The sequence below is a fragment of the Leifsonia sp. GW821-FHT13C09 genome (assembly GCF_058806435.1).
Window position 1 is genome coordinate 58833 of the sequence record NZ_JBXAPS010000005.1, and the last position, 23646, is coordinate 82478.

21 protein-coding genes are annotated in these 23646 nt (G+C 70.1%); 13 read left to right on the forward strand and 8 right to left on the reverse strand.

Annotated elements, in window-relative coordinates:
- Window positions 1–124 precede the first annotated feature (124 nt).
- Genes mmsA through AC1ROW_RS16085 form a run of 3 tightly spaced genes read left to right on the forward strand, consistent with a single transcriptional unit; the run spans window position 125 to window position 4160 of the window.
- Window positions 125–1672: a multiple monosaccharide ABC transporter ATP-binding protein gene (mmsA, locus tag AC1ROW_RS16075; protein ID WP_493019897.1), complete on the forward strand. Its 1548-nt coding sequence runs from the start codon at window positions 125–127 to the stop codon at window positions 1670–1672.
- Entirely contained in the window at window positions 1669–3018 is a 1350-nt protein-coding gene (gene mmsB, locus AC1ROW_RS16080) for a multiple monosaccharide ABC transporter permease (RefSeq protein ID WP_493019898.1), read from the forward strand. Before mmsA ends, mmsB begins: the two co-directional genes overlap by 4 nt.
- Window positions 3019–3068: 50 nt before the next feature.
- Complete coding sequence (locus AC1ROW_RS16085; RefSeq protein ID WP_493019899.1) at window positions 3069–4160, forward strand: substrate-binding domain-containing protein; 1092 nt, start codon at window positions 3069–3071, stop codon at window positions 4158–4160.
- 200 nt (window positions 4161–4360) lie between these two features.
- Here the strand turns inward: AC1ROW_RS16085 and AC1ROW_RS16090 are convergent, their stop codons facing one another.
- Window positions 4361–5011 (reverse strand): GntR family transcriptional regulator, encoded by a 651-nt coding sequence (locus tag AC1ROW_RS16090; RefSeq protein WP_493019900.1) that lies wholly within the window; start codon window positions 5009–5011, stop codon window positions 4361–4363.
- 123 nt (window positions 5012–5134) lie between these two features.
- On the opposite strand from AC1ROW_RS16090, the gene AC1ROW_RS16095 reads away from it, so the two are divergent.
- Window positions 5135–5818 (forward strand): GntR family transcriptional regulator, encoded by a 684-nt coding sequence (locus AC1ROW_RS16095; RefSeq protein ID WP_493019901.1) that lies wholly within the window; start codon window positions 5135–5137, stop codon window positions 5816–5818.
- Here the strand turns inward: AC1ROW_RS16095 and AC1ROW_RS16100 are convergent.
- From AC1ROW_RS16100 to AC1ROW_RS16120, 5 genes are read right to left on the reverse strand one after another with little or no spacing between them, the layout of a single operon-like run.
- Window positions 5790–6359: a DUF6328 family protein gene (locus AC1ROW_RS16100; RefSeq protein ID WP_493019902.1), complete on the reverse strand. Its 570-nt coding sequence runs from the start codon at window positions 6357–6359 to the stop codon at window positions 5790–5792. The genes AC1ROW_RS16095 and AC1ROW_RS16100 overlap by 29 nt on opposite strands.
- On the reverse strand, window positions 6356–6760 hold the full coding sequence (locus AC1ROW_RS16105) for a hypothetical protein (RefSeq protein WP_493019903.1): 405 nt from the start codon (window positions 6758–6760) through the stop codon (window positions 6356–6358). Before AC1ROW_RS16105 ends, AC1ROW_RS16100 begins: the two co-directional genes overlap by 4 nt.
- 55 nt (window positions 6761–6815) lie before the next feature.
- A complete protein-coding gene (locus AC1ROW_RS16110; RefSeq protein ID WP_493019904.1) occupies window positions 6816–7121 on the reverse strand; it encodes an AzlD domain-containing protein in 306 nt (101 codons plus the stop codon).
- Entirely contained in the window at window positions 7118–7891 is a 774-nt protein-coding gene (locus AC1ROW_RS16115; RefSeq protein WP_493019905.1) for an AzlC family ABC transporter permease, read from the reverse strand. Before AC1ROW_RS16115 ends, AC1ROW_RS16110 begins: the two co-directional genes overlap by 4 nt.
- Before the next feature lie 28 nt (window positions 7892–7919).
- Complete coding sequence (locus AC1ROW_RS16120; protein WP_493019906.1) at window positions 7920–8483, reverse strand: TetR/AcrR family transcriptional regulator; 564 nt, start codon at window positions 8481–8483, stop codon at window positions 7920–7922.
- Window positions 8484–8573: 90 nt separating this feature from the next.
- Between AC1ROW_RS16120 and AC1ROW_RS16125 the strand changes: the two genes are divergently transcribed.
- Window positions 8574–9893, forward strand: coding sequence for an MFS transporter (locus AC1ROW_RS16125; protein ID WP_493019907.1), 1320 nt, complete (start codon window positions 8574–8576; stop codon window positions 9891–9893).
- Here the strand turns inward: AC1ROW_RS16125 and AC1ROW_RS16130 are convergent.
- On the reverse strand, window positions 9877–10896 hold the full coding sequence (locus AC1ROW_RS16130; RefSeq protein ID WP_493019908.1) for an NADPH:quinone reductase: 1020 nt from the start codon (window positions 10894–10896) through the stop codon (window positions 9877–9879). The genes AC1ROW_RS16125 and AC1ROW_RS16130 overlap by 17 nt on opposite strands.
- 32 nt (window positions 10897–10928) lie before the next feature.
- Entirely contained in the window at window positions 10929–12116 is a 1188-nt protein-coding gene (locus AC1ROW_RS16135) for a MarP family serine protease (protein WP_493019909.1), read from the reverse strand.
- A 129-nt stretch (window positions 12117–12245) separates the two neighbouring features.
- Between AC1ROW_RS16135 and AC1ROW_RS16140 the strand changes: the two genes are divergently transcribed.
- From AC1ROW_RS16140 to AC1ROW_RS16175, 8 genes are all read left to right on the forward strand, one after another.
- Window positions 12246–13493, forward strand: a complete 1248-nt coding sequence (locus tag AC1ROW_RS16140; protein WP_493019910.1) for an ROK family transcriptional regulator — start codon at window positions 12246–12248, stop codon at window positions 13491–13493.
- Window positions 13494–13577: 84 nt separating this feature from the next.
- Window positions 13578–14240: a hypothetical protein gene (locus AC1ROW_RS16145; RefSeq protein ID WP_493019911.1), complete on the forward strand. Its 663-nt coding sequence runs from the start codon at window positions 13578–13580 to the stop codon at window positions 14238–14240.
- A 291-nt stretch (window positions 14241–14531) separates the two neighbouring features.
- Window positions 14532–15884 (forward strand): extracellular solute-binding protein, encoded by a 1353-nt coding sequence (locus AC1ROW_RS16150; RefSeq protein WP_493019912.1) that lies wholly within the window; start codon window positions 14532–14534, stop codon window positions 15882–15884.
- Window position 15885: 1 nt separating this feature from the next.
- Entirely contained in the window at window positions 15886–16848 is a 963-nt protein-coding gene (locus AC1ROW_RS16155) for a carbohydrate ABC transporter permease (protein WP_493019913.1), read from the forward strand.
- A complete protein-coding gene (locus AC1ROW_RS16160; protein ID WP_493019914.1) occupies window positions 16848–17684 on the forward strand; it encodes a carbohydrate ABC transporter permease in 837 nt (278 codons plus the stop codon). Before AC1ROW_RS16155 ends, AC1ROW_RS16160 begins: the two co-directional genes overlap by 1 nt.
- A 29-nt stretch (window positions 17685–17713) precedes the next feature.
- On the forward strand, window positions 17714–20704 hold the full coding sequence (locus tag AC1ROW_RS16165) for an alpha-mannosidase (protein ID WP_493019915.1): 2991 nt from the start codon (window positions 17714–17716) through the stop codon (window positions 20702–20704).
- Window positions 20705–20890: 186 nt separating this feature from the next.
- A complete protein-coding gene (locus tag AC1ROW_RS16170; RefSeq protein WP_493019916.1) occupies window positions 20891–21550 on the forward strand; it encodes a response regulator in 660 nt (219 codons plus the stop codon).
- Between the two features lie 80 nt (window positions 21551–21630).
- On the forward strand, window positions 21631–23238 hold the full coding sequence (locus AC1ROW_RS16175) for a sensor histidine kinase (protein ID WP_493019917.1): 1608 nt from the start codon (window positions 21631–21633) through the stop codon (window positions 23236–23238).
- Window positions 23239–23646 lie beyond the last annotated feature (408 nt).

Here is a 23646-nt window from a genome sequence, read left to right on the forward strand (position 1 = left end):
CGTCGTTATGTATTTGTTGTCTTCACTATTTGACGACAAGATTAGGTTTAGCGTTTACTACTTAGGCGCAACCACGCACCCGCACAGCTCGAACCAAGCCCGAACAGCACACCAAGGAGCGACGATGCCGTCGAACGCAGTCATCCTGCAGATGCGCGCCATCACCAAGGAATTCCCGGGAGTGAAGGCGCTCGAGGATGTCTCCCTCACCGTCCACGCCAACGAGATCCACGCCATCTGCGGCGAGAACGGCGCGGGCAAGTCCACGCTGATGAAGGTCCTCTCCGGGGTCTACCCGTTCGGGACTTATACGGGCGACATCGTCTACCAGGGCGAGGTCATGCGCTTCAAGGACATCAAGTCCTCCGAGCAGCGCGGCATCGTGATCATCCACCAGGAGCTCGCCCTCATCCCGGAGCTCTCGATCACCGAGAACATCTTCCTCGGCAACGAGCCCGGCCGCGGCGGCGTCATCAACTGGAACGAGGCCAAGCGCCGTGCCGTCGAGCTGCTCGCGCGCGTCGGCCTGAGCGACGACCCGGACACCCAGATCAAGAACATCGGCGTCGGCAAGCAGCAGCTCGTCGAGATCGCCAAGGCGCTCAACAAGGACGTCAAGCTCCTCATCCTGGACGAGCCGACCGCCGCGCTCAACGAGGCGGAGTCCGCCCACCTGCTCGACCTGATCGTGGGCCTCAAGCACAAGGGCGTCAGCTCCATCATCATCAGCCACAAGCTCAACGAGATCGAGAAGGTCGCCGACCAGATCACGATCATCCGGGACGGCCGCGCGATCGAGACCCTCGACGTGAAGGGCGACGGCGTGGACGAGGACCGCATCATCCGCGGGATGGTCGGCCGCACGCTCGACAGCCGCTTCCCCGACCGCACGCCGAACATCGGCGAGGTCCTGTTCGAGGTGCGGGACTGGGTCGTGCAGCACCCGCAGGTCGCGGACCGGCTCGTGGTCAAGAACTCGAGCTTCACTGTGCGCCGCGGCGAGATCGTCGGCTTCGCCGGCCTGATGGGCGCCGGCCGCACCGAGCTCGCGATGAGCGTCTTCGGCCGCTCGTACGGCACCTTCGTCTCCGGCGAGGCGTACAAGGACGGCAAGCCGATCCAGCTCCGGACCGTCTCGGAGGCGATCGACAACGGCCTCGCCTACGTCAGCGAGGACCGCAAGGTGCTCGGCCTCAACCTCCTCGACGACATCAAGCAGTCGATCGTCGCGGCCAAGCTGAAGAAGATCGCCAAGCGCGGCGTCGTGAACGACCTGCAGGAGTATGCGGTCGCGGAGGAGTACCGCAAGAGCCTCCGGATCAAGACCCCGGACGTCGACCGCGGCGTCAACACGCTGTCCGGCGGCAACCAGCAGAAGGTCGTTCTGGCCAAGTGGATGTTCACCGACCCGGACATCCTCATCCTCGACGAGCCGACGCGCGGCATCGACGTCGGCGCCAAGTACGAGATCTACGGCATCATCCAGCAACTCGCCGCGCAGGGGAAGGGCGTCATCGTCATCTCCTCCGAGCTGCCGGAGCTGCTGGGCATCTCCGACCGCATCTACACGATCTTCGAGGGGCAGATCACCAACGAGCTTCCGATCGCGGAGGCCACCCCCGAAACCCTCCTGAAAAGCATGACCTCGGCCAAGAAGAAGGCAGACCGATGACCACTCAGATCGAAGCGAAGAAGAAGTCCGGCGGAATCCGGGACCTCGGCAAGATGTTCGGCGGCGGACAGTCGACGGGACGCCAGTTCGGCATCCTGGGCGCGCTCGTCGTCATCGTCCTGCTGTTCGAGCTGCTCACCGGCGGCAAGACCCTCGACCCGGTCAACCTGATCAACCTGGTCAACCAGAACGCCTACGTGCTGGTGCTGGCGATCGGCATGGTCATGGTGATCATCGCCGGCCACATCGACCTCTCGGTCGGCTCGGTCGCCGCGGTCGTCGGCATCATCGTCGCCCAGGCGATGACGCAGTGGCACCTGCCCTGGCCGCTCGCCATCGTGCTCGGCCTGGCCGTCGGCGCCGTGATCGGAGCCTGGCAGGGCTGGTGGGTCGCCTACGTCGGCGTCCCGGCGTTCATCGTCACCCTCGCCGGCATGCTCATCTTCCGCGGCCTCAACCAGCTCATCGGAAATGCCAACACCATCCCGGTGCCGGACGGCTTCACCTTCATCGGCGGCGGCTTCCTCCCGGAGTGGGGCCCGGAGACCGGCTACAACAACTCGACCCTGCTGCTCGGCATCGTCATCGCCGTGGTCATCGCGCTCCTCGAGGTCCGCACCCGCCGCACCCAGACGAAGATGGGCTCCGAGAAGGCGCCTCTCTGGGTGAGCGTCTTCAAGGTCGTCGTGCTCGACGCCGTCGTGATCTACTTCACGTTCTTGTTCGCGGGCGGCCGGGTCGGCACGTCGTTCCCGGTCTCGGGCATCATCCTCGGCGTCCTGATCATCCTGTACTCGTTCATCACCCGGAACACGATCTTCGGTCGCCACATCTACGCGGTCGGCGGCAACTCGCACGCGGCGGAGCTGTCGGGCGTCAAGATCAAGCGCGTCAACTTCTACGTGATGATGAACATGTCCGTGCTCGCCGCGCTGGCCGGCATGATCGCCGTGGCGCGCTCGGTCTCGTCCGGTCCGCAGGACGGCCTCGGCTGGGAGCTCGACGCGATCGCCGCCGTCTTCATCGGTGGCGCCGCGGTCTCCGGCGGCATCGGCACCGTGGCCGGCTCGATCGTCGGTGGTCTCGTCATCGCCGTCCTCAACAACGGCCTCCAGCTGCTCGGCGTGACCAGCGACTGGGTGCAGATCATCAAGGGCCTCGTCCTCCTCATCGCCGTCGGCATCGACGTCTACTCGCACCGCCGCGGCGGCCCCTCGCTGATCGGACGTCTCCTCGGAGGCCGTGGCCGCCGGGAGTCCGCGGTCGACGCCGCCGGCGCCGAGCAGCCCGCCGTGCTCCCGACCTCGGACCCCGCCGAGGAGTCCTCGCGGTCGCTGACCTCCTGAACCCGCACCTCCCGAACCCTGCACCATCACAACCAGAGAAAGAGAAAAGAATGCGCAAGATCGCACTCGCGACAGTGGCTGTCGCTGCTGCCGCCGCGCTGGCCCTGTCGGGCTGCTCGAGCCGTGACGGCTCCGGCAGCGCGTCGACCGCCTCCGGCTTCGCCAAGGACGCCTCCATCGGCGTCGCGCTCCCGACCAAGACCTCGGAGAACTGGGTGCTCGCGGGCGGCCTGTTCACCGACGGCCTCAAGGCCGCCGGCTTCAAGGGCGACGTGCAGTACGCGGGCGGCTCCGGCGTCTCGGACCAGCAGTCGCAGATCCAGTCGATGATCACCAACGGCGCCAAGGTCGTCATCATCGGCGCCGTCGACGGCGGCCAGCTCGCCGCGCAGGCCAAGGCCGCGCATGACGCCGGCGCGACCGTCATCGCGTACGACCGCCTCATCCTCAACACGAAGGACGTCGACTACTACGTCGCGTACGACAACGAGAAGGTCGGCGAGCTGCAGGGCCAGGCCCTCCTCGACGGCATGAAGGCGAAGTACCCGGGCAAGACCAAGTTCAACATCGAGCTGTTCTCGGGCTCGCCCGACGACGCCAACTCGAAGGTCTTCTTCGACGGCGCCATGAAGGTCCTGCAGCCGAAGATCGCCGACGGCACGCTGAAGGTCGTCTCGGGTGAGACCGACATCAAGCAGACCGCCACCCAGGGCTGGCTGCCGGCGAACGCGCAGACCCGCATGGACACCCTCCTCGCGAAGAGCTACGGCTCGACCGAGCTGGACGGCGTCCTGTCGCCGAACGACACCCTCGCGCGTGCGATCATCACCTCGGTGAAGGGCGCGGGCAAGCCGGTCCCGATCGTCACCGGTCAGGACTCCGAGGCGCAGTCGGTCAAGTCCATCATGGCGGGCGAGCAGTACTCGACCATCAACAAGGACACCCGCAACCTGGTCAAGCAGGCCATCCAGATGGTCAAGGACCTGCAGGCGGGCAAGAAGCCGGAGACGAACGACGACAAGTCGTACAACAACGGCGTCAAGGTCGTCCCGGCCTACCTCCTGAAGCCGGTCATCGTCACCAAGGCGAACGCGGCGGAGGCCTACGCCAACGACCCGACCCTGGAGCCGCTGACCAAGTAGTCGGCGCCCCTCTCGGGCAGCTGTAGACAGAGCAGAAGGCCGGTCCCGTTCGGGACCGGCCTTCTGTGTCCCCCCTGGACAGCTCCCCCCGGGACTTCCCCCTCTGGTGGCCTTGGTCTCACGGTAGGACCGTGCGGAGGATCACGGCATCCGGGCCACCACGGATATCCGCCCCCGTGGTGGCCCGGATCGGACGGGGGTCACAGGGTGGCGAGGACCTCCGCGATGCGCGACACGTAGTCGTCGATCAGGGTGACCGCCGCGCGGCCGTCGCGCTGCAGGGTGGCCTCGCGGAGGTCGCGGGCGAACCGCTCGAGGGCGAGCGGGTCGAGGTGCCCGTGCAGCTTCCGTCCGAGCCGCCGGACCTGGGGGAGGACGTTGCCGAGCGCACGGATACGCACCGCGTTGTCCTCGATCCGGGCGAACGCGACCACGAGGTGCGCGAAGACGGTCACGAGCCGGACGGTGTCGTCGTTCGCCGCCGCCGTGGCGATCTCGGCCTGGATGTCGCCGATGAGGTCGTCGTCCTCGGCGTCCCAGAACGGCAGCCCGCGCAGCGCGGCGCCGGCCCACAGGTCGCCGGTGACCTGTACGGACTCGAGGACGCCGCGGATGTCGAACGGCGCTACGCGCGTGAAGCGGTTGCGCTCCATCTCGATCAGTCCCTGCTCGGCGAGGCGGTCGAGCGCGTGGCGGATGGGGGTGCGGGAGATCCCCAGCCAGTCGACGAGGTCGGCGTCACGGAGGCGCTCGCCGGGCTCGAGCGTCCCCGCCATGATGGCGGCTTCGATGCGGACGTAGGCCTCTTCGGAGAGGGAGATCCGGGCGACGTGGTCGGTGGGCATGGGCATGGTCGGGTGCTCCTGGGTCGTGGACGAACGGGGGGGTGGAACGAGCAGTTTGCTCTGGTCAGATGCTTCCTGGTAATCTATAAATATACCAGAGCAGTAACCGAGTTCACGAAACGAGCCCCCATGACACTCGAAGAACTCCGCGCGCGCTTTCCTTCGCTCGCGGCCGACCGGCGCCTCCTACGCAATGACGTCTATGAGGTCCTCCTCGCCGGCATCCTCACCGGAGACCTCGCACCGGGCGAGCGCCTCAAAGACGGAGAGCTCACCGATGCCCTCCGCGTCTCGCGCACCCCGGTGCGCGAGGCGATCGGCCGGCTGCAGCAGGTCGGGCTGATCCGCACGGCTCCCAACCGCTACACGCTGGTGTCGCCGATGGAGGTCCGCGAGATCGTGGACGTCATCGGCGTGCTGCGGCTCCTGCTGCCTCCGGCGATCCGCCACGCCCTCGCGGGGGTGGACGTGGACACGGAGCTGGAGCTGACGGTCCTGGCCGAGCGGCTCGAGCGCGAGCCGGAAGGAGCGGCGAACGACACCACCCCGGTCGACGCGTTCCAGCGGTCGGCCGCGGCCATCCTGGCCGTGATCCCCGACCGCGTGCTCGCGGAGACGATCGACAACCTCATCCCGCGCTTCGTCCGCTTCATCGCGCTTACGGACGAGGGTTCGGCGGCGGTGTCGCGTGAGCGCGTCCACGACTTCGCCCGGGCGGTCGTCCAGGGCGACGAGAAGGCGATCGCCATCCTCGACGAGACGCTCCTGGAGCTCTCCGAGATGCTCAGCCCGCGCGTCGGCGGAGCCCGCTGAGCACGGCCGCCGGGAACACGAGCAGCAGGAGCACCAGCACCAGCAGGATCCCGGCGCCCGCCACGATCGCCGCGGTGAGGCCCAGCGTCACATCGAACACGAAGAACACCACGCCGGAGGTCAGCAGGGCCACCAGGCCGAGCGTGATCTTCAGCAATCGATTCGCGATCGACACGGACTGTGTCTTCTCGTGATGCCGGAAGAGCTGGCGGTGCAGCGCGACGGGTGCGAGCCCGAGCGCGGTGCTGCCTGCCGCGAGCACGACGAGCACCAGGTAGAAGCCCACCTGGAACGCGTCCAGGGTGCTGAACCGCTGCTGGAACGCGATCGCGAGCAGGAAGCCGCTGATGAGCTGGGTGCCCGTCTGGGTCACCCGGACCTCCTGCAGGATCTCGTTCCAGTTGCGGTCGGCGCGCTCCGTCGCGGACTCCGTGCGGCCGTCCTCCGGGTCGACGTCGTTCCCGTCGACGTCGTCCGCGTCGACGTCGTGCGAGTCGACGTCGTTCGAGTCCCGGGCGTGCGGGTCCGGCAGCTGGCTCATCGCTCCATCGTCGTCCGGGGAGGGGAAGCGCGCAACGGGCGCGCCCCCTGGGCTGCCAGCGCCGCGCGGTAGAACCGCACGAGTTCGGCGGGGCTCGGTCGCTTCGCCGCCATCGTCGCCGCGTCCGACCTCCGCGCGGCCATGTGGTGCCGCCACGACTCGGCGGCGCAGCGATGGTCCCAGGCGACGGCCGCGGCGGCCTCCAGGGTGCGGCACCAGCCGATCAGCTCTCGCCCTTCCGAGCCCGGCGCCCAGGTGACGACGCGATACCAGACGTCCGGCCGGTTCAGGTCGCCGAAGGCGAATCGCCGGATGACCGCGTACGGTGTCCCGAGCGCGCCCTGGCTCAGCACCCATTCCGAGGGCTGGGCGTTCGCCACGGGATGCCAGGATGCGGTCACGACAGAACGTTAGAGACGGCCGCCGACACCGCTCTGCCGGCTGCGCCGCGCAGGCTCAGGTCAGGAGCCGGATGAGCGCGGCGACCAGCGCCGCAGCAGGCACCACCACGATGAACGGCACGCGCAGCGCGTAGAGCCCCGCGGCGATGGCGACCGCCGGGAGCCGCGCGTCCAGGTGCAGCGACTGTCCGGCGCCGAAGGTCTGCACGCAGATCAGCGCCGCGAGCAGCGCGGCCGTCAGGAGGTCGCTCGTCCGCGCGACGACGGGATGGTCGAGGGCCTTGGGCGGGACCAGCCAGCCCGCGGCCTTCAGCGCGAGCACGGCGATCGAGCCGAGCAGGATGATGTTCCAGGTCGTCACGGCTCGACCTCCCGCTCCATCGGGATCGGGTCGGGGTGCGGCCGGTCGTCGCCGCGGCCGAACAGGTTGAGCACGCCGAACACGATCGCGACGACCGCAGCGGCGAGCACGGGCAGGCCCGGCATGAGGAAGGGCGTCAGCAGGGTCGCGACGAAGCCGGCCGCGACCGCGACGGCCTGCGTCTGGCGCGCCCTCAGCCGCGGCCAGAGGAGGCCGAGGAAGGCCGCGGCCGCCGCCGCGTCGAGGCCGTACGCCTTCACGTCGCCGATCAGGTTGCCGAGGAGCGCCCCGGCGAGCGTCATCAGGTTCCAGCCGAGGTAGACGACGAGGCCGGTCACCCAGAACCCGATGCGCTGCGCGCGCGGCTCGGTCTGGGCGGTCGCGACGGCCGTGGACTCGTCGATGGTGAGCTGCGTGGCCGCCGCGCGGCGCCAGAATCCCGGCCCGATGATGCGCGACAGGCGCAGTGCGTAGAAGGAGTTCCGGACGCCGAGGAGGGCGGCCGAGGCGATGGCGGTGCCGCCCGCGGCGACGCCGCCCGACGCGAGCACGCCGATGAGGGCGAACTGCGAGCCGCCGCTGAACATCACGAGGCTGAGGACGCACGCCTGCCAGACGTCGAGACCGGACGCGGTCGCCAGCGCGCCGAAGGAGATGCCGTACAGCGCTGTTGCGAGGCCGACCGCCCAGCCGGAGCGGGCGGCCGTGCGTTCCTGTGCGGTTCGCTCGTGTGCGGTGCGCGCGTGTGCAGTGCGGGGGCGGCGTGCCATCCTGTCGAGACTAGCGGCCGTACCCGGCCTACTCGGCGGCGCCGGCGCCCGGCCGGAACAGGCGGGCCACGACGTCCTCGGCCGTCGTGTCGTCCAGGGTCCACGGCTGGAAGATGACGCGGTAGATGATCGGGGCGATGACGACGTCCATCACCTCGTCTTCGGTGACCGGGGTCTCCGGGTACCGTGCCAGCAGCATCGCGGCCTCGGTGCGCCGGTTGCGGAGGCAGTCGGAAGTGCGCTCGCCCGCCGCGCTCGCGCCGCCGCGCAGCAGTGCCGCGTTCACGGGCTTGCGGAAGTGCGCGACGATCCCGCGCGCCCAGTCGGTGAGGTCGTCGCGCAGGTCTCCGCGCTCGGCGAGCGGCCGCTCAGGGTCGAGGTGATACGTGGCGATGTCGTTGATGAGCGTCGGGAGGTCGCCCCAGCGCCGGTAGATGCTGGTCGGGTTGACGCCGGCGCGCTCGGCGACCATCGGGACGGTCACGCGCTCGGGGCCCTTCTCGCGGACGAGTTCCTCGACGGCGGTGCGCACGCTGTGGATGACCGCGGCGCTGCGTCCGCCCGTCCGCTTCGACGGTGTGGTCGTAGTCATGGGAATAGCTTAAAGCAAAAATCGTTGCTTTTTATCACACCCCGCACTATAGTCCGTTAAAGCAATCAAATTTGCTTTTAGGAGGCCGAGATGTCCACTCCAGGGGAGAGCTGCCCGACCCTCGCCCGACCGGCGATCGCGACCGGCTCGGTCGCCGTGACCGCGCCCCGGCGGCGCTCGCTGCGGCTGCGCCCGACCGCCGCGTTCGCCGGCACCGCCCTGGCGTTCGTCGCCGTGGCGCTCGCGGTCGGCGCGCCCAGCCCGCTGTTCGTCCTGTACCAGCAGGAGTGGGGCTTCCCGTCCTGGCTGCTCACGGTCGCCTTCGCGATCTACGCCGTGACCCTGCTGATCACGCTGCTCGTCGCCGGCTCGCTGTCGGACCACATCGGTCGGCGTCCCGTGCTGGTCGGCGCGCTCGCGCTCCAGGTGGCGGCGATGCTGATGTTCCTGTTCTCGAAGGACATCGGCTCGATCATCGCCGCGCGCTCGGTGCAGGGCGTGGCCACCGGCGCGGCGATGAGCACCTTCACCGCGTCCCTGGTCGAGCTCGCCCCCGAGCGGCAGAAGAAGCTCGGCGCGACGATCGGCTCCACGGCTCCTGTCGGCGGGATCGCGCTCGGCGCGTTCTTCACCGGCTTGGCCGTGCAGTTCACGGCGCAGCCGACGACGCTCGTCTTCGTGACGCTGGCGCTGCTGTTCGTGGCGGGCATCCTCGTGGTGCTCGCGTCGCCGGAGACCGTGACCGCCCGTCCGGGCGCGCGGCGCTCGCTGACGCCGCGGCTGTTCATCCCGCGTGCCGCCCGCGGCGAGTTCGTCGGCGCGCTGCCGCTGTTCCTCGCGACCTGGATGCTCGCCGGGCTGTTCATCGGGCTGTCGCCGTCGATCCTGCACGGCGTCTTCCACCTGGACTCCGGCATCCTGAACGGCGCCATCGTCGCCGTGCCGCCCGCGGTCGGCGCCGTCGCCGGGTTGCTGCTGACCCGCGCCCCGGCTCGCACGACGACCGTCTGGGCGATGGCGGCGATCATGGCCGGGATCGCGCTGACCGCGATCGGGATCGCCGCCGGGCTCCTGCCCGTGCTGTTCGCCGGCGCGGTCGTCGCGGGGGCGGGCTTCGGCGCCGGGTTCTCGGCGATGCTGCGGATCATCGCCCCGCTCGCGCCGAACGACCAGCGCGCGGAGCTGTTCGCCGGGGTCTTCCTGGTGAGCTACCTCGCCTACGGCGTCCCCGCGCTGGCCGCGGGCGAGCTGATCGGCGTCGTCGGTCTGCTGCCCACGGCCCTCGGTTACGCGGCGGCCATCGCCGTCGCGGCCGCGGTCGCGATGGTCGTGCAGATCGTGCGGCTGGCGCGCGGCGTGCGCGCCGAGGGTGCCGCCTCCGCCGAGTCCGTCGTCACGCCACGTCGATGAGGACCTTGCCCACGGCGCCGTCCTTCACGGCGTCGTGGGCGGCGGCCGTCTCCTCCAGCGGGAAGCGTGTGATCGGGAGGCCGTGCTCGGCTCCCACCGGCAGCGCGCCGGCTGCGACCGCCGCCGACACCGCGCGCACGGCCGCCGCCTTGGCCTCCGGCGTGACCGTGTACGTGAGCACGAACTGCCAGCGCAGGTTCTTCTGCATCGACGGGCGGATCGGAATCGTCACCTCGGTCGAGCCGGGAGCGTCGGCGTAGGCGGAGATCGTGGCGCCCCGGGCCGCGACCTTCGTGTCGAGCTCGGCGTTGGCGCTGGCGTTGACCTCCACCACGATGTCGACGCCGCGCGGCGCGAGCGCTCCGATCGCCTCGGCTGTGTCCGGCTCACGGTAGTTGACGACGTGGTGGGCTCCCGCGGCGCGGGCGAGCTCGGCCTTGTCGTGGCTGCTGACGGTGGCGATCACCGTGGCGCCCGCCCACACGGCGAGCTGGATAGCCGCGTGGCCCACGGCTCCCGCGCCTCCCGCGACGAGCACGGTGCGGCCGTCGAGCGAGCCCGGCGCGAGCTCGGCCGGCGCGCTCTCGTACGCCGTGAGAGCCCGGTGCGCGGTGAGCGCGGGGATGCCGAGCGACGCGCCGACGTCGAAGCTCACGCCGTCCGGAAGGGGAACGACCTGCGCCTCCGGGAGGACGACCAGCTCCTGAGCCGTCCCGTCCGGCCGCTGGTAGGCGGCGTCCCACACCCACACCCGGTCACCCGGGCGCACCGACGTGACGCCAGCGCCGACCTCGTCGACCACTCCGGCGCCGTCCTGGTTCGGGACCTGCGGCCGGGGGAGGTCCGCCGGGCCGCTGCCCTGGCGCGCCTTCCAGTCGGTCGGGTTGACCCCGGAGACGTGGATGCGGACGCGCACCTCGCCGTCGCCGGGGTGCGGCTCGGCACGCTCGCCGAGGACGAGGACATCGGAGTCGCCGGTGGTGGTGTAGCTGACAGCCTTCATGGCTCAAGCCAACCACGGGACGGCGGCCGCCGTCAGCCCGCGGAGCACGCTCCCGAACTGATCGGCGCCGAGCCGACCGAGCCGAGCACCGGGCGCAACTCGTCCAGGGTCAGGGCATAGCCGGTCTCCGGGTCGACAGTGGACCGGGCGAAGACGACGCCGACGACGTTGCCCGCCGAGTCGAGCAGCGGACCGCCGGAGTTGCCGGGGCGGATGGTGCCGCGCAACGAGTAGATCTGCCGCTCCACCGAGCCGCTCTGGTAGATGTCCGTCCCGCGGGCGGTGAGCTGGTCGCGGACGCGCTGCGGGCTGATGGTGAACGGCCCGTCGCCGGGATAGCCGGCGGCGTAGGCCTGGTCGCCCGAGCCGAGGTTCTGGCCGAGGTGCAGCGCAGACGCGCGCAGGTCGGTGACGTCGAGCACGGCCAGGTCGCGCTCCGGGTCGAAGGCCACCAGTGTGGCCCGGTCGACCGTCGTCCCGCCGGACTCGCGCACCACGATCGAGGACGCGCCGGCGACGACGTGCGCGTTGGTGACCACGCGGCCCTGCTGCACCACCCAGCCGCTGCCTTCGGAGTCGACGCCGCAGGCCGGCTTGGACGCCAGCACGGTGACGGTGGACTGCTGCGACGAGGCGACGGCGGCCGGGACGTTCGGGTCGGGCGCGCCGATCGTCTTGATGGACTCGCCGCCCTCGAAGACCTTCGGGAGGCCGGCGCCGGCGAGGGCGTCATCCACGGCCCCGAGCACGGTCGAGGAGGGGACCGGCGCGATGCTGTTCAGAGTGGAGACCACCTGAGACGAGTTCGCGGCCTGCACCACGGTGGCCAGGCTGGTGGCCATCGCGAAGCCGGCGACCAGCCAGACGACGACGGCCCAGGTGACGAAGCCGAGGACGGCGCCGATCAGCGAGTCCAGCCACTTGATCGGGCCGTGCCTGAGCACCTTGCCGATCACCGCCGCCGCCGCCGTCGCCAGCGCGTAGACGATTCCCGCGCAGACGACCAGCACCACTGCCGCCACGATCGAGCGCTGGCTGACACCCGTCAGTCCGGAGGCGGCCATCCAGTTCACGACCATCGGGGCGAGCAGGAGGCCGAGCGACAGCCCGACGCCGAGGCCGATGAGCGCGCCGGCGGCGCGGATGGCGCCATTGCTCCAGCCCGCCGCCATCGCGAGGACGGCGAGCACCAGCAGCACGACGTCGACCACGATCTCCACGGCTCTCACGATGCCCCACCAGGCTGGGCGCGGGCTGGGGTACAGGTGTACGGAACCGGAAACCTGTATGTGCGTGGTTATATTACGAGAGGCGCCGGGTTCCCCGACCCGAGCGCGGAGGAGGGTGCCGTGCCGAAGGGAGCGAACCTCCCGGCGATCGCCGCGTTCAACGAGACCGTGGTGCTGGACGCCGTGCGGCGCTCCGGGGGCGGTCTCAGCCGCGTGGAGCTCACCTCGGTCACCGGGTTGTCCGCCCAGACGGTGACCAACGTGACGAGGCGGTTGCTCGGCCAGGGGCTGATCCACGAAGCAGGCAAGCAGAGCGAGGGCAGCCCGGGCAAGCCGCGCACTCTGCTGCGGCTCAACCCCGCAGGGGCGTACGCCGTCGGCGTCCACCTGGACCCCACCGTCATCACGTGCGTGCTGCTCGACCTCGAAGGCGAGGTGGTCGAGCACCTGCGCCGGCCGTCGCCGCCGGACGGCGACGCGAAGGCGACCCTCGCCGTCATCCTGGACGCGATCCGCTTGCTTCTCGCGACGCCGGGCGTGGAGGCGTCGCGGGTGATCGGCGTGGGCGTCGCAGCGCCGGGGCCGATCGACGCGAACACCGGCGTCGTGGTGCGGCCGCCGCTCATCCCCGGCTGGAACGACTTCCACCTCCGCGACGAGCTCACGGCCGCGACCGGCCTCCCGTCGCTCGTCGCGAAGGACGTCATCAGCGCGGCCGTGGCCGAGCGCTGGCGCGACCCCGCGGGCGCCAGCAAGGACTATGCGTTCATCTACTACGGCACCGGCGCCGGCATCGGCCTGGTCCTCGACGGCGAGGTCTACACCGGCTCGACGGACAACGCGGGAGACGCCGGCCACGTATTGGTGGACCCGGGCGGAGCGCTGTGCGCGTGCGGCCGCCGCGGCTGCTGGGGCGAGTCGGTGCGACCGAACCGCCTGGTCATGCAGGGCCTGTGGGCGGGCGTCCTGCCGGCGCCGTCGGGCGCCTCGGTCGTCGACGGCGTGGACCTGGACCTCGACGTGGAGACGGTGGACGCCCTGTTCACCCGCCTGACGGACGCCGCCGACGCCGGCGACCCCCGTGCCGCAGCGATCATCGACCGCTCGATCCGCAACACGGCGTACTACGTGTCGAACCTCACGGCATTGCTCGACCTGGACCGGGTGGTGTTCGGCGGCCCGTCATGGGCGCGGGTGGAGCGGCGCTACCTGGCCCAGCTCGACGAGCGCCTCGCCGAGATCGACATGGGCATCCTGACGCACCCGGTGCTGCTGGAGGGGAGCGCGGTGGGGGATGACGTGGCCGCGGTGGGGGCGGCGTGCCTGGTGCTGAATGAGACGTTCTCGCCGCGGGTGGGGCTGGGGTGAAACCTCGTTTAACAGTGATTGTTCTAGTGCTAAGGTGCTAAATCTCAGAGCGACAACGGCTGTCGCTCGGAAGGAGATGACATCGTGATCACCAGAACCAACCGGGGACATGCCAGAAGTGCGCTCGCCGTGCTGCTCACCGCTGCGGCGCTCGCCCTCGCATCCGGAACGCCGGCCCAGGCCGTTCCCGACGACCGAACCGCGTCCATCCGGGGGTTCCTCGCCCGATACGGTGCGGATGAGGCCACCCAGGACCGGCTTCTCGCCGAATATCGGGGCGGCGGGGTGTGGGACTCGATGTCGAGTTCTAAGCAGCCGGTCTCGACCCGGAGCTACACCGAGACGGACGGCGCTTACACGGTCGGCACCTACCCCGATGGGTCGATCGCGGTGACCAGGTTCGAAGTGCCCGATCCCACGGCGTCGGACCGCACGCGGGGAATCAGCGGCTGCGGCGTGAGCGGCAAGGTCTACACCAATTGCAGGATCGACATGTGGGTCGGCGCGGTTCAGCTGGCCTTTCGTGCCTCGTACAACCTCGGCACGAACCAGGTCACGAACGCCTATGGAGCCGAGTACACGATCCTCGGCGCGTGCGGCGCCTCGTCCAGTATCACCAGGCCGGCCGGCAACATCGCCCGACTGAATGTCCCGGCGCAGATGTGCGTCCTCCCGTATTCGACCGTCTATTGGTTGCAGCTCACCGTCAGCGGCGGGTCCGCTCAGGTCAGCTGGAACGACCACTGAAGGGGCGACGTGATCCTCTGGAACACCTTCGTCGCGCTCGGTTTCGCATTGACTGTCGGCGTGATCGTGCTTGCGGCGATCTGGGTTCGCCGTATGACGCGGAAGTAGCCATCGCACAGTACCGGCCCCGGCCCACCGCCCCCTGGTGGGCCGGGGCTGCGCCATTCCACCCCCACCCGAGGGCAGACCCCCGATTTCCCACACCCTCTTTACTTGTAAATCAATTTGATTTATAAATTACGAAGAGTCCGCGGCATGGGAGCCGGTGGACCCCAATGCAAAGGAGCATCGATGAAGCGAAGCAGGGTAGTGGTCGCCGCAGTCGCCGCCGCCGCACTCGTCGCACTGGCGGGCTGTTCGTCGTCGTCCGGGGGTGGGGACGGCAAGACCATCAAGGTCGCCTTCCAGGACTTCGGGTCGGACATCATGGCCAATTTCATGAACAAGGCCAAGACCGACTTCGAGAAGGCCAACCCGGGCACCAAGGTGAACCTGGTGCCCATCAAGGCAGCCGAGAACGACTACTACACCAAGCTCGCGCTGATGAACCGGGCCGCCACCACCGCGCCCGACGTCATGAGCGAGGACACCTTCCTCATCCGCGCGGACGCCCAGGCCGGGTATCTGGCGCCGCTCGACTCGTACGTCTCCAAGTGGTCCGACTGGTCCAACTTCTTCGACAACGCGAAGGACGCGGGCAAGGGCGACGACGGCAAGGTGTACGGCATCCCCACCGGAACCGACACCCGCGGGCTCTGGTACAACAAGCAGATCTTCGCCAAGGCCGGGATTCCCACGCCGTGGCAGCCGAAGACCTGGGACGACGTCATCAGCGCGGCCAAGAAGATCAAGGCCGCCGACCCCGGCGTCATCCCGCTCAACATCTTCTCCGGCAAGGCCGCCGGTGAGGCGAGCTCGATGCAGGGCTTCGAGATGCTGCTGTACGGCGCGAACGAGAAGGGGCTCTACGACGACTCGACGTCCAAGTGGATCACCGGTTCGAAGGCGTTCACCGACTCGCTCGAGGTGATCAAGCAGGTCTACCAGGGCGGCCTCGGCCCGAGCCCGGAGATCACCAGCGACACCAACTACCAGAACACCGTCAACAACGAGCTGGTGCCGCAGGGCAAGCTGGCCATCAACCTCGACGGCTCCTGGGCCTCCAACGCCTGGCTGCCGACCGGCGCCACCCCGTGGGCCGACTGGGACAAGGTGATGGGCACGGCCAAGATGCCGACGCAGAACGGCGGCGCCCCGGGCTCCGTCAGCCTCTCCGGCGGCTGGACGTTCTCGATGGGCTCGAAGAGCTCGGCGAAGGACACAGCGTGGAAGTTCATCACCTTCGTGACGGACAAGCAGCGCTCGCTCGAGTACAACATCAACACCGCGGGCATCCCGGTGCGCAAGGACGTCGCCAACGACGAGAAGTACAAGACGTCGAATCCGACGTCGGAGTTCTTCTCCTCGCTGGTCGCGGTCACCAAGTTCCGCCCCGCCACCCCGGACTACCCGAAGATCTCCAACGGCATCCAGGTGGCGATGGAGTCGGTGATGACCGGGCAGGCCACCCCGGCCCAGGCCGCCAAGACCTACGACGACTCGGTCGTGGGCATCGTCGGCAAGGGCAAGACGGAGTCCAAGTAACGTGACCTCCACTCTGGATGCCATCGGCTCCGACGCGCGCGGCCGGACCACTCCGGTTCGGCCGCCGCGCGGTCCGAAGACACGTTCGCGCGCACACGCCCGGCGCTCGGTCGCCCGGGCTGTCCCCCTCGTCCCGGCGATCGGCCTGCTGGTCGTCTTCCTGGTCGGGCCGATCCTGTCGTCGTTCTACGGCTCCTTCACCAACATGTCGCTCACCGGCTCCTCGGCCGCGTCGGCGGAGTGGGTGGGGCTGCAGAACTACATCGACCTCTTCAAGAGCCCGGACTTCCCGGTCTCTGTGTGGCTGACGCTGGTGTTCCTGATCGGCTCGGCGGTCATCGGCCAGAACATCGTCGGCATGGTGCTCGCCCTGCTGATGCGCAGTGGCAGCCGCTGGGTCGGCGCCCTCGTCTCCACCTTCGTGGTCGGCGCCTGGGTGCTGCCGGAGATCGTGGCGGCGTTCGCGTCGTACGCGTTCTTCAGCCAGCACGGCACGCTCAACGCCATGCTCGGCGCCTTCGGGATCGTCGGCCCCTCGTGGCTGTTCGCCTTCCCGATGCTGTCGGTGATCCTCGCCAACACCTGGCGTGGTGCGGCCTTCTCGATGCTGGTCTACTCGGCCGCGCTGCAGGAGGTGCCCCCGGAGATCACCGAGGCGGCGGAGGTGGACGGCGCCAACGGGGCGAAGCGGTTCTTCCTCGTGACGCTGCCGATGATCCGGCGCAGCATCTCCACGAACCTCATGCTGATCACGCTGCAGACGCTCTCCGTCTTCACGCTCATCTACGTGATGACCGGCGGCGGCCCGGGCAACAAGAGCATGACGCTGCCGGTGCTGGCCTACCAGGAGGCGTTCAAGTTCTCCGAGCTCGGCTACGGCACCGCAATCGCGACCATCCTGCTGCTCGTCGGGGCGGTCTTCGCGATCGTCTACGTGCGGGCCCTCAAGACCGAGGTGGACTGATGAAGCTCTCGTCGCCGAACGGCATCGCCCTCAAGTGGACGGCCAACATCCTGCTGCTGCTGATCGGGATGGTCTTCGTGCTGCCCCTGGTGTGGGTGGTGCTCGCATCGTTCGACGGCAGCGCGACCCTCTCGGTCGCGTGGCCGAAGCAGTGGACGCTGGAGAACTTCCAGAAGGTGCTCACGCCCGAGCTGGCGTTCGTTCCGCTGTGGAACAGCCTCCTGCTGTCCGCCGGCTGCGCCGTCCTGACCGTGATCATCGCGGTGCTGGCCGCCTACCCGCTCTCGCGCTACCGCAACCGGTTCAACCGGCCGTTCCTCTATGCCATCCTGTTCGGGACCTGCCTGCCGATCACCGCCATGATGGTGCCGGTCTACAGCCTGTTCGTGTCGCTCAACCTGATCGACTCGCTCGGTGGGACGATCCTGTTCATGGCGGCGTCATCGCTCCCCATGGCCATCTGGATGACGAAGAACTTCGTCGACTCGGTGCCGATCTCTCTGGAGGAGGCGGCCTGGGTGGACGGCGCGTCGAGCATGAAGACCCTCTGGACCGTCGTCGTCCCGCTCGTGCGGCCGGGCATCGCGGTGGTGTTCATCTACGTGTTCGTCGCGGCCTGGGGCAACTTCTTCGTCCCGTTCGTGCTGCTGCTCAGCCCCGGGAACCAGCCGGCGGCCGTGAGCATCTTCACGTTCTTCGGGCAGTACGGCGCCGTCGCGTACGGCCAGCTCGCCGCCTACTCGCTCATCTACTCCGTGCCCGTCATCGCGCTCTACGTGATCGTCTCCCGTGCGCTGGGCGGCTCGTCCGCGCTCGCCGGGGCCGTCAAGGGCTAGCCGTACCTCTTATATAGAAGGAGTCCTCCTTGTACCAGCAGAACCAGCTCGCCGAGTTGCGGGTCGACCGTTTCGTGCGCGAGCGCCTGACGCCCGCCCTCGAGCGGGCATCCGTCCCGGTGACCGTGGAGGCGTGGGAGGTGCCGGACGAGCCGGTGCCGTTCGCGCAGGCGGTGGAGGGCGCGTTCGAGCCCTTCGCCGTCGGACGGCCGTGGGGGCGGCCGTGGGGCACGGTCTGGTTCCGCGTGACCGGGACGGTCCCGGCCGAGTGGGAGGCCGCACCCGACGACGTCGAGCTGGTCGTCGACCTCGGGTTCACGGCCGGCCAGGTCGGGTTCCAGGCGGAGGGCCTGGTCTGGGCGACGGACGGCACGATCGTGAAGGCGCTGGAGCCCCTCAACAACTATGTGCGGCTGCAGGCGGCGCCGGGGGAGTCATTCACGCTGTTCGTGGAGGCGGCCTCCAACCCGGACGTGGGGTCGGACTGGTCGTTCCGGCCGACGCCGGTCGGCCGGAAGTCGACCGCGTCGCCGGACCCCATCTACACGCTGCGGCGGGTCGACGTCGTCCACCGCGACCGGGAGGTGTGGGAACTGATCCAGGACATCTTCACCGTCCGGACCCTCGCGGCCGAGCTCCCCGCCGCCTCTCCGCGCCGGGCCGCGCTGTTCACAGCGCTGGAGGACGCGGTGACGGCGGTCGACCCGTTCGACGTCGGTGCGACCGCGGCGGCCGGCCGCGCCGCGCTCGCGGGGGTGCTGGCTTCGCCCGCGGCAGCGACCGCCCACCGGGTGTTCGCGGTCGGTCATGCCCACATCGACTCCGCCTGGCTGTGGCCGGTGCGCGAGACCATCCGCAAGTGCGCGCGCACGTTCTCCAACGTCCTCGACCTCATGGACCAGGACCCGGAGTTCGTCTTCGCGTGCTCGTCGGCGCAGCAGTTCGCGTGGATGCAGCGCTTCTACCCCGAGCTGTTCGAGCGCATCCGCGTGCGCGTCGCCGAGGGCCGCTTCGTGCCGGTCGGCGGGATGTGGGTGGAGTCGGACACCAACATGCCCGGCTCGGAGGCGATGGCCCGCCAGTTCGTGGAGGGCAAGCGGTTCTTCCTGGAGGAGCTCGGCTGCGAGCCCCGCGAGGTCTGGCTGCCCGACTCGTTCGGCTACTCGGGCGCACTCCCGCAGATCGCGCGCGAGGCCGGGATGGACCACTTCCTCACCCAGAAGATCTCCTGGAACGAGACCAACAAGTTCCCGCACCACACGTTCGAGTGGGAAGGGATCGACGGCACGCGGATCTTCACGCATTTCCCGCCCGTCGACACGTACAACTCGATCCTCTCCGGGGGTGAGCTGGCGCACGCCGAGCAGAACTTCGCCGACAAGGGCCGCGCGAACACCTCGCTTGTGCCGTTCGGCTTCGGCGACGGCGGCGGAGGGCCGACCCGCGAAATGGTCGCCGCGGCCGCACGCACGGCCGACCTGGAAGGCTCGCCGACCGTCCGGGTCGCGCCGCCCGCGGAGTTCTTCGCCGCGGCGCGCGCCGAGTTCGATCCGGCGCCGGTCTGGGCGGGGGAGCTCTACCTGGAGTTCCACCGCGGTACCTACACGTCGCAGGCGCGCACGAAGCAGGGCAACCGCCGCAGCGAGGCGCTGCTGCACGAGGCCGAGCTGTGGGCGGCGACCGCGGCCGTGCGGACCGGCGCGGCCTACCCGGCGGAGGAACTCCGGGAGGCCTGGCGGACGGTGCTGCTGCAGCAGTTCCACGACATCCTGCCCGGGTCGTCCATCGGCTGGGTGCACGACCAGGCGGTCGAGAACTACGCCGAGGTGGCGCGCAGCCTGGAGGACGTGATCGGGAGGTCGCTGGCGGCGCTCGCCGCGGGTTCGACCGAGGGCGGCGCAGTGGCGAACGCCTCGCCGTACACCGTCGACGGGATCGCGCCCGGCGGCGCCGGCGTCCCGGCCCGCGGCTCCGACGCCCGCGTCGAGCGCGACGGTGACCGCTTCCGGCTGATCAACGACCGGATCTCGGTCGCGGTCGACGCCGAGGGCCTCATCCCGTCGATCGTGGACCTCTCGACCGGCCGGGAGGTCGTCCCCGCCGGCACGCGCGCCAACCTCCTCCAGCTCTTCCGGGACACCCCCACGCAGTGGGACGCCTGGGATGTCGACATCGAGTACCGGCTCGCGGGCGAGGACCTCACGGCCGTCGAGTCCCTCGAGGTCGCCGTCGAGACCCCGGAGGCGGTGTCGCTGCGCCTCGTGCGCCGCTTCGGTGCCTCCACCGTGACCCAGACGCTGACCCTCGCCGCCGGATCGGCCGCGCTCGACATCGAGACCCACGTCGACTGGCACGAGCGGCAGCGGATGCTGAAGCTCGGGTTCCCGGTCGACGTGCACACGACGTCGGCGCGATCGGAGATCCAGTTCGGGCACATCGACCGGCCAACGCACACCAACACCAGCTGGGACGTCGCCCGGTTCGAGACCAGCGCGCACCGCTGGGTGCACGTGGCGGAGCCGGGCTTCGGCGTCGGCGTCGCCAACGACGCGACCTACGGCCACGACATCACCCGGCACGAGCGCGACGGCGGCGGCACCTACTCGCTCGTCCGCCAGACCCTCCTGCGCGCGCCGCTCTTCCCGGACCCCGAGGCCGACCAGGGCGAGCACACCCTCCGCAGCGCCCTCGTCGTCGGCGGCGTGGACGCGGCGATCGAGACGGGATACCGGCTCAACCTGCCGCCGCGCCCGGCCGCGGTCGCGGTCGAGCCGCTCGTCGCCTCCTCGTCGGCGGCCGTCGTGGTCGAGACCGTGAAGCTCGCCGAGGACGGCTCGGGCGACGTGGTCGTCCGGTTGTACGAGGCGCACGGCTCGCGCGCCGCCACAACGCTCGCGGTCGGCTTCCCGTACGAGCGGATCGAGCGGACCGACCTTTTGGAGCGCGCGACCGGCGACGCGGAGACGACGCTCGCGCTGCGCCCCTTCGAACTCGTCACCCTGCGGTTCGTCCGCGGCTGACCCAGACCGCCCGCCCCGGGCCGCGCGAACCCCGGGGCGGGCAACATCCCACGCCGGCCCGTCGCGCCTGCGGGCCGGCGTCGGCGCGCGCCCGGCGTCGGCGTACGGCGTCGGCGGGCGGCCGTCCCGAATTGGGGGCGCGGGAAGCGTCCGAAGCATTCCATCCTCCCGGTTATCCTTTCCAACGTGGCGGTCGGTATGTGGCGCAGGCGGGTACTGGTGGTCGAGGACCACGCCCTGATGCGCTCGCTCGTGGCGGACGCCTTCGCGCAGCGCGGGTTCGAGACCACCGCGGCCCCGTCCGCGGTGGACGCGCTGCGGCTCGTGGACGACGCCGACCCCGACCTGCTCGTGACCGACATCGACCTCGGCGCCCGGCCCAACGGCGTGGAGCTGGCGACGATCATCCGCGAGCGCGCCCCGCACGTCGCCGTGATGTTCCTCAGCAACCTGTCGCGGGAGGCCGCAGCGGCCGAGGCCCGCGACACCGTCCAGGGGGCCTCGTTCGTCAACAAGAGCGCGATCGGTTCCGTCGCCGAGCTGGTCGACGCGGCGGAGGCCGTCCTGGCCGACCGGCCCGTCGAGTATCTGACCGGGGCGACGGGCTCGCAGGGCGCCCTGCTCCGGCTGAGCCCGGCCCAGCGCGAGACCACCCGGCTGCTCGCCGCGGGGCTCACGAACGCGGAGATCGCCCGCCGGCGCGGCGTCTCGGTGCGGGCGGTCGAGAAGAGCGTCGAACGCGTCTTCCAGGCGCTCGGGCTCGCAGCGGACGACGGGATCGCCCCGCGGGTGGCGGCCGCGACCCTGTACACGGCGACGTTCGGCGATCCGGGCTCCGGGTTGTGACGACCACGCCCGTTCCGTGGATGCGCCGCGCGGTCGACCGTGCGACAGGACCGTCGGCGCTCTCATGGTGGTCTTGGCTGGTGACCCTCCCGTTCGCGGTCACCGTGATGTCCGGGCTCCAGTACATCTCCGGCGGCCCTTGGGCGATCGCCGCGGTCGCTGCGCTGGAGCACGCCGCGGTCGGCGCGACGATGCTCGCCGGGTGGGCGGTGCTGCGCGTGACGCCGCAACGGATGCGGGTCCCCGTCGTCTTCCTCGTGTTCGCGATCATCGGGCTGCTGCGGCCCCTGCTGTTCCTCGCGGCCGGGTGGGCGCTGGGGATCCCGGTGGTGGCGGGCGACCTGGCCGGCAGGATCTTCATCAACGTCGTCACGACGGTCACGACGCTCTCCTTGATCGCCGCGGCGGTCGATCTGGTACGCGCCCACATCGGGGTCTACCGGCGGCTCCGAGCCGCTCAGCGGGCAGCCGCACGCGACGCCGAGCGTACGAGCGCAGGGGTCGCGGAGCTCCGGCGCTCGGCGCTCGAGACGGTCCTCGCGCGGCTCGACGACGCCGCAGCCGCGGCCGCCGCGCACGGTATCCGGCCCGCCGATGCCGCGCTGCTGCTCCGCGGCCTGGCTCAGGAGGTCGTGCGTCCGGCGAGCCACCTGCTCTACTCCGACCCCGTCGCGCAGGCCGAGGAGACGGTGAACGACGGGCCGGTGCGCGTGCGCGTCTGGATCGCGTCCGTCCTGCTCGAGATGAGGGCGGCGCCCGCCCTCCCCTTGGCCGTCCTGTTCGTCGGGCTGATGACTCCGTTCGGGATCGCGCAGTACGGCCTCCTGTTCTGCCTGACGCCGATCGCGTGCGGCTTCGGCCTCGTCTGGGCCGGGAATCTCGCTGTCGGCTGGATCGTCGGGAGGGCGCCGGCCATCCTGCGTGCGGCCGTGCTCCTCATCGGCTACGCGACCATCGGTCTGCTCCTGAGCCTGACGACGAAGCTCGTGGTGGAGGCGCTCGGCGGCCACCCCGACCTGGTCTGGGTCGAGGCGATCACCTATCCGGCGATCGCCTTCGGCGCCGCGCTGGTCGCGTCGCTGTCGGCGCGGATGCGACGCGACCAGGCCGCTCTCGAAGCCGCCGTGCAGGCCAACGTGATGGAGGCCGCCGACGGCCGCGCCGCGCTCGACCGCGAGCGCGAGGGGCTCGCGCGTCTCCTCCACTCCGAGGTGCAGTCGGAGCTGATCGCGGCCGCGCTCTCCCTGGGAGCGGGGCCGGGGGAGGACGCCTCCGAGGGTGTGCGCGAGGTGGTCGCGCGCATCCGAGCCGAGCTGAGCGTGGACCGCCGCGATCCCGTCGCCGCCGACCGGATCGCGGCGCTGGTGGAGAGCTGGGGCTCTGCCATCCCGCTGCGGGCGTCGTTCGGCGACGGCGTCTGGGAGCGACTGCGCGAGGCAGCGCGAGCGGAGAGCGTGATCGACACGATCTCGGAGGGCCTCGCCAATGCGGTGCGGCACGGCGACGGGTCGGAAGTGACGCTGGAGGTGCTCCCCGCGCCCGACGGCGGAGTCTCGGTCGTCGTCGTCTCCGGGGGAGCGCTGTCCACCGCGGCGCCCGGCATCGGACTGCGTCAGCTCGCCGAACGCGGCCAGGTCGCGCTCCGGGAGTCCGCCGGTCGCGTCGAACTCGCGGTGACCGTTCCATAGCAGGCCCGGCACGGACCGGGCGCCGGTCGTAGCAGCCGTACCCGGCGGCGTCTGAGGGGACTCGCAGGGTTACCTTCGGGGTGATCGGAACCCGCATCCGTCTTCGTCAGGGCCGGGGTGTTTCCGCGCGACCCGAACGCGCGGGATGCACCCCGCCCCCGGCTTCCGCGTGATTCTCCTGGGTTCTTCTTCATCCGTCGATTCGTCTCGTCGCAGGCCGTTCGCTCCGATTCGTGCGATCTATTCGTCCGCATTGATAGAACGTCCAGCGGAAATTTGATAAGAATGATCGGTACGCCTGAACGCGTCGTCCCCCCGCGACGCTCGGACCGACGGTCCCAGGCAGGTGAAGTTCGTCCCCGGTTCGTCCCAGGAAGGCCAGTTTGCCCGAGACCTCTGCCCCTCTGC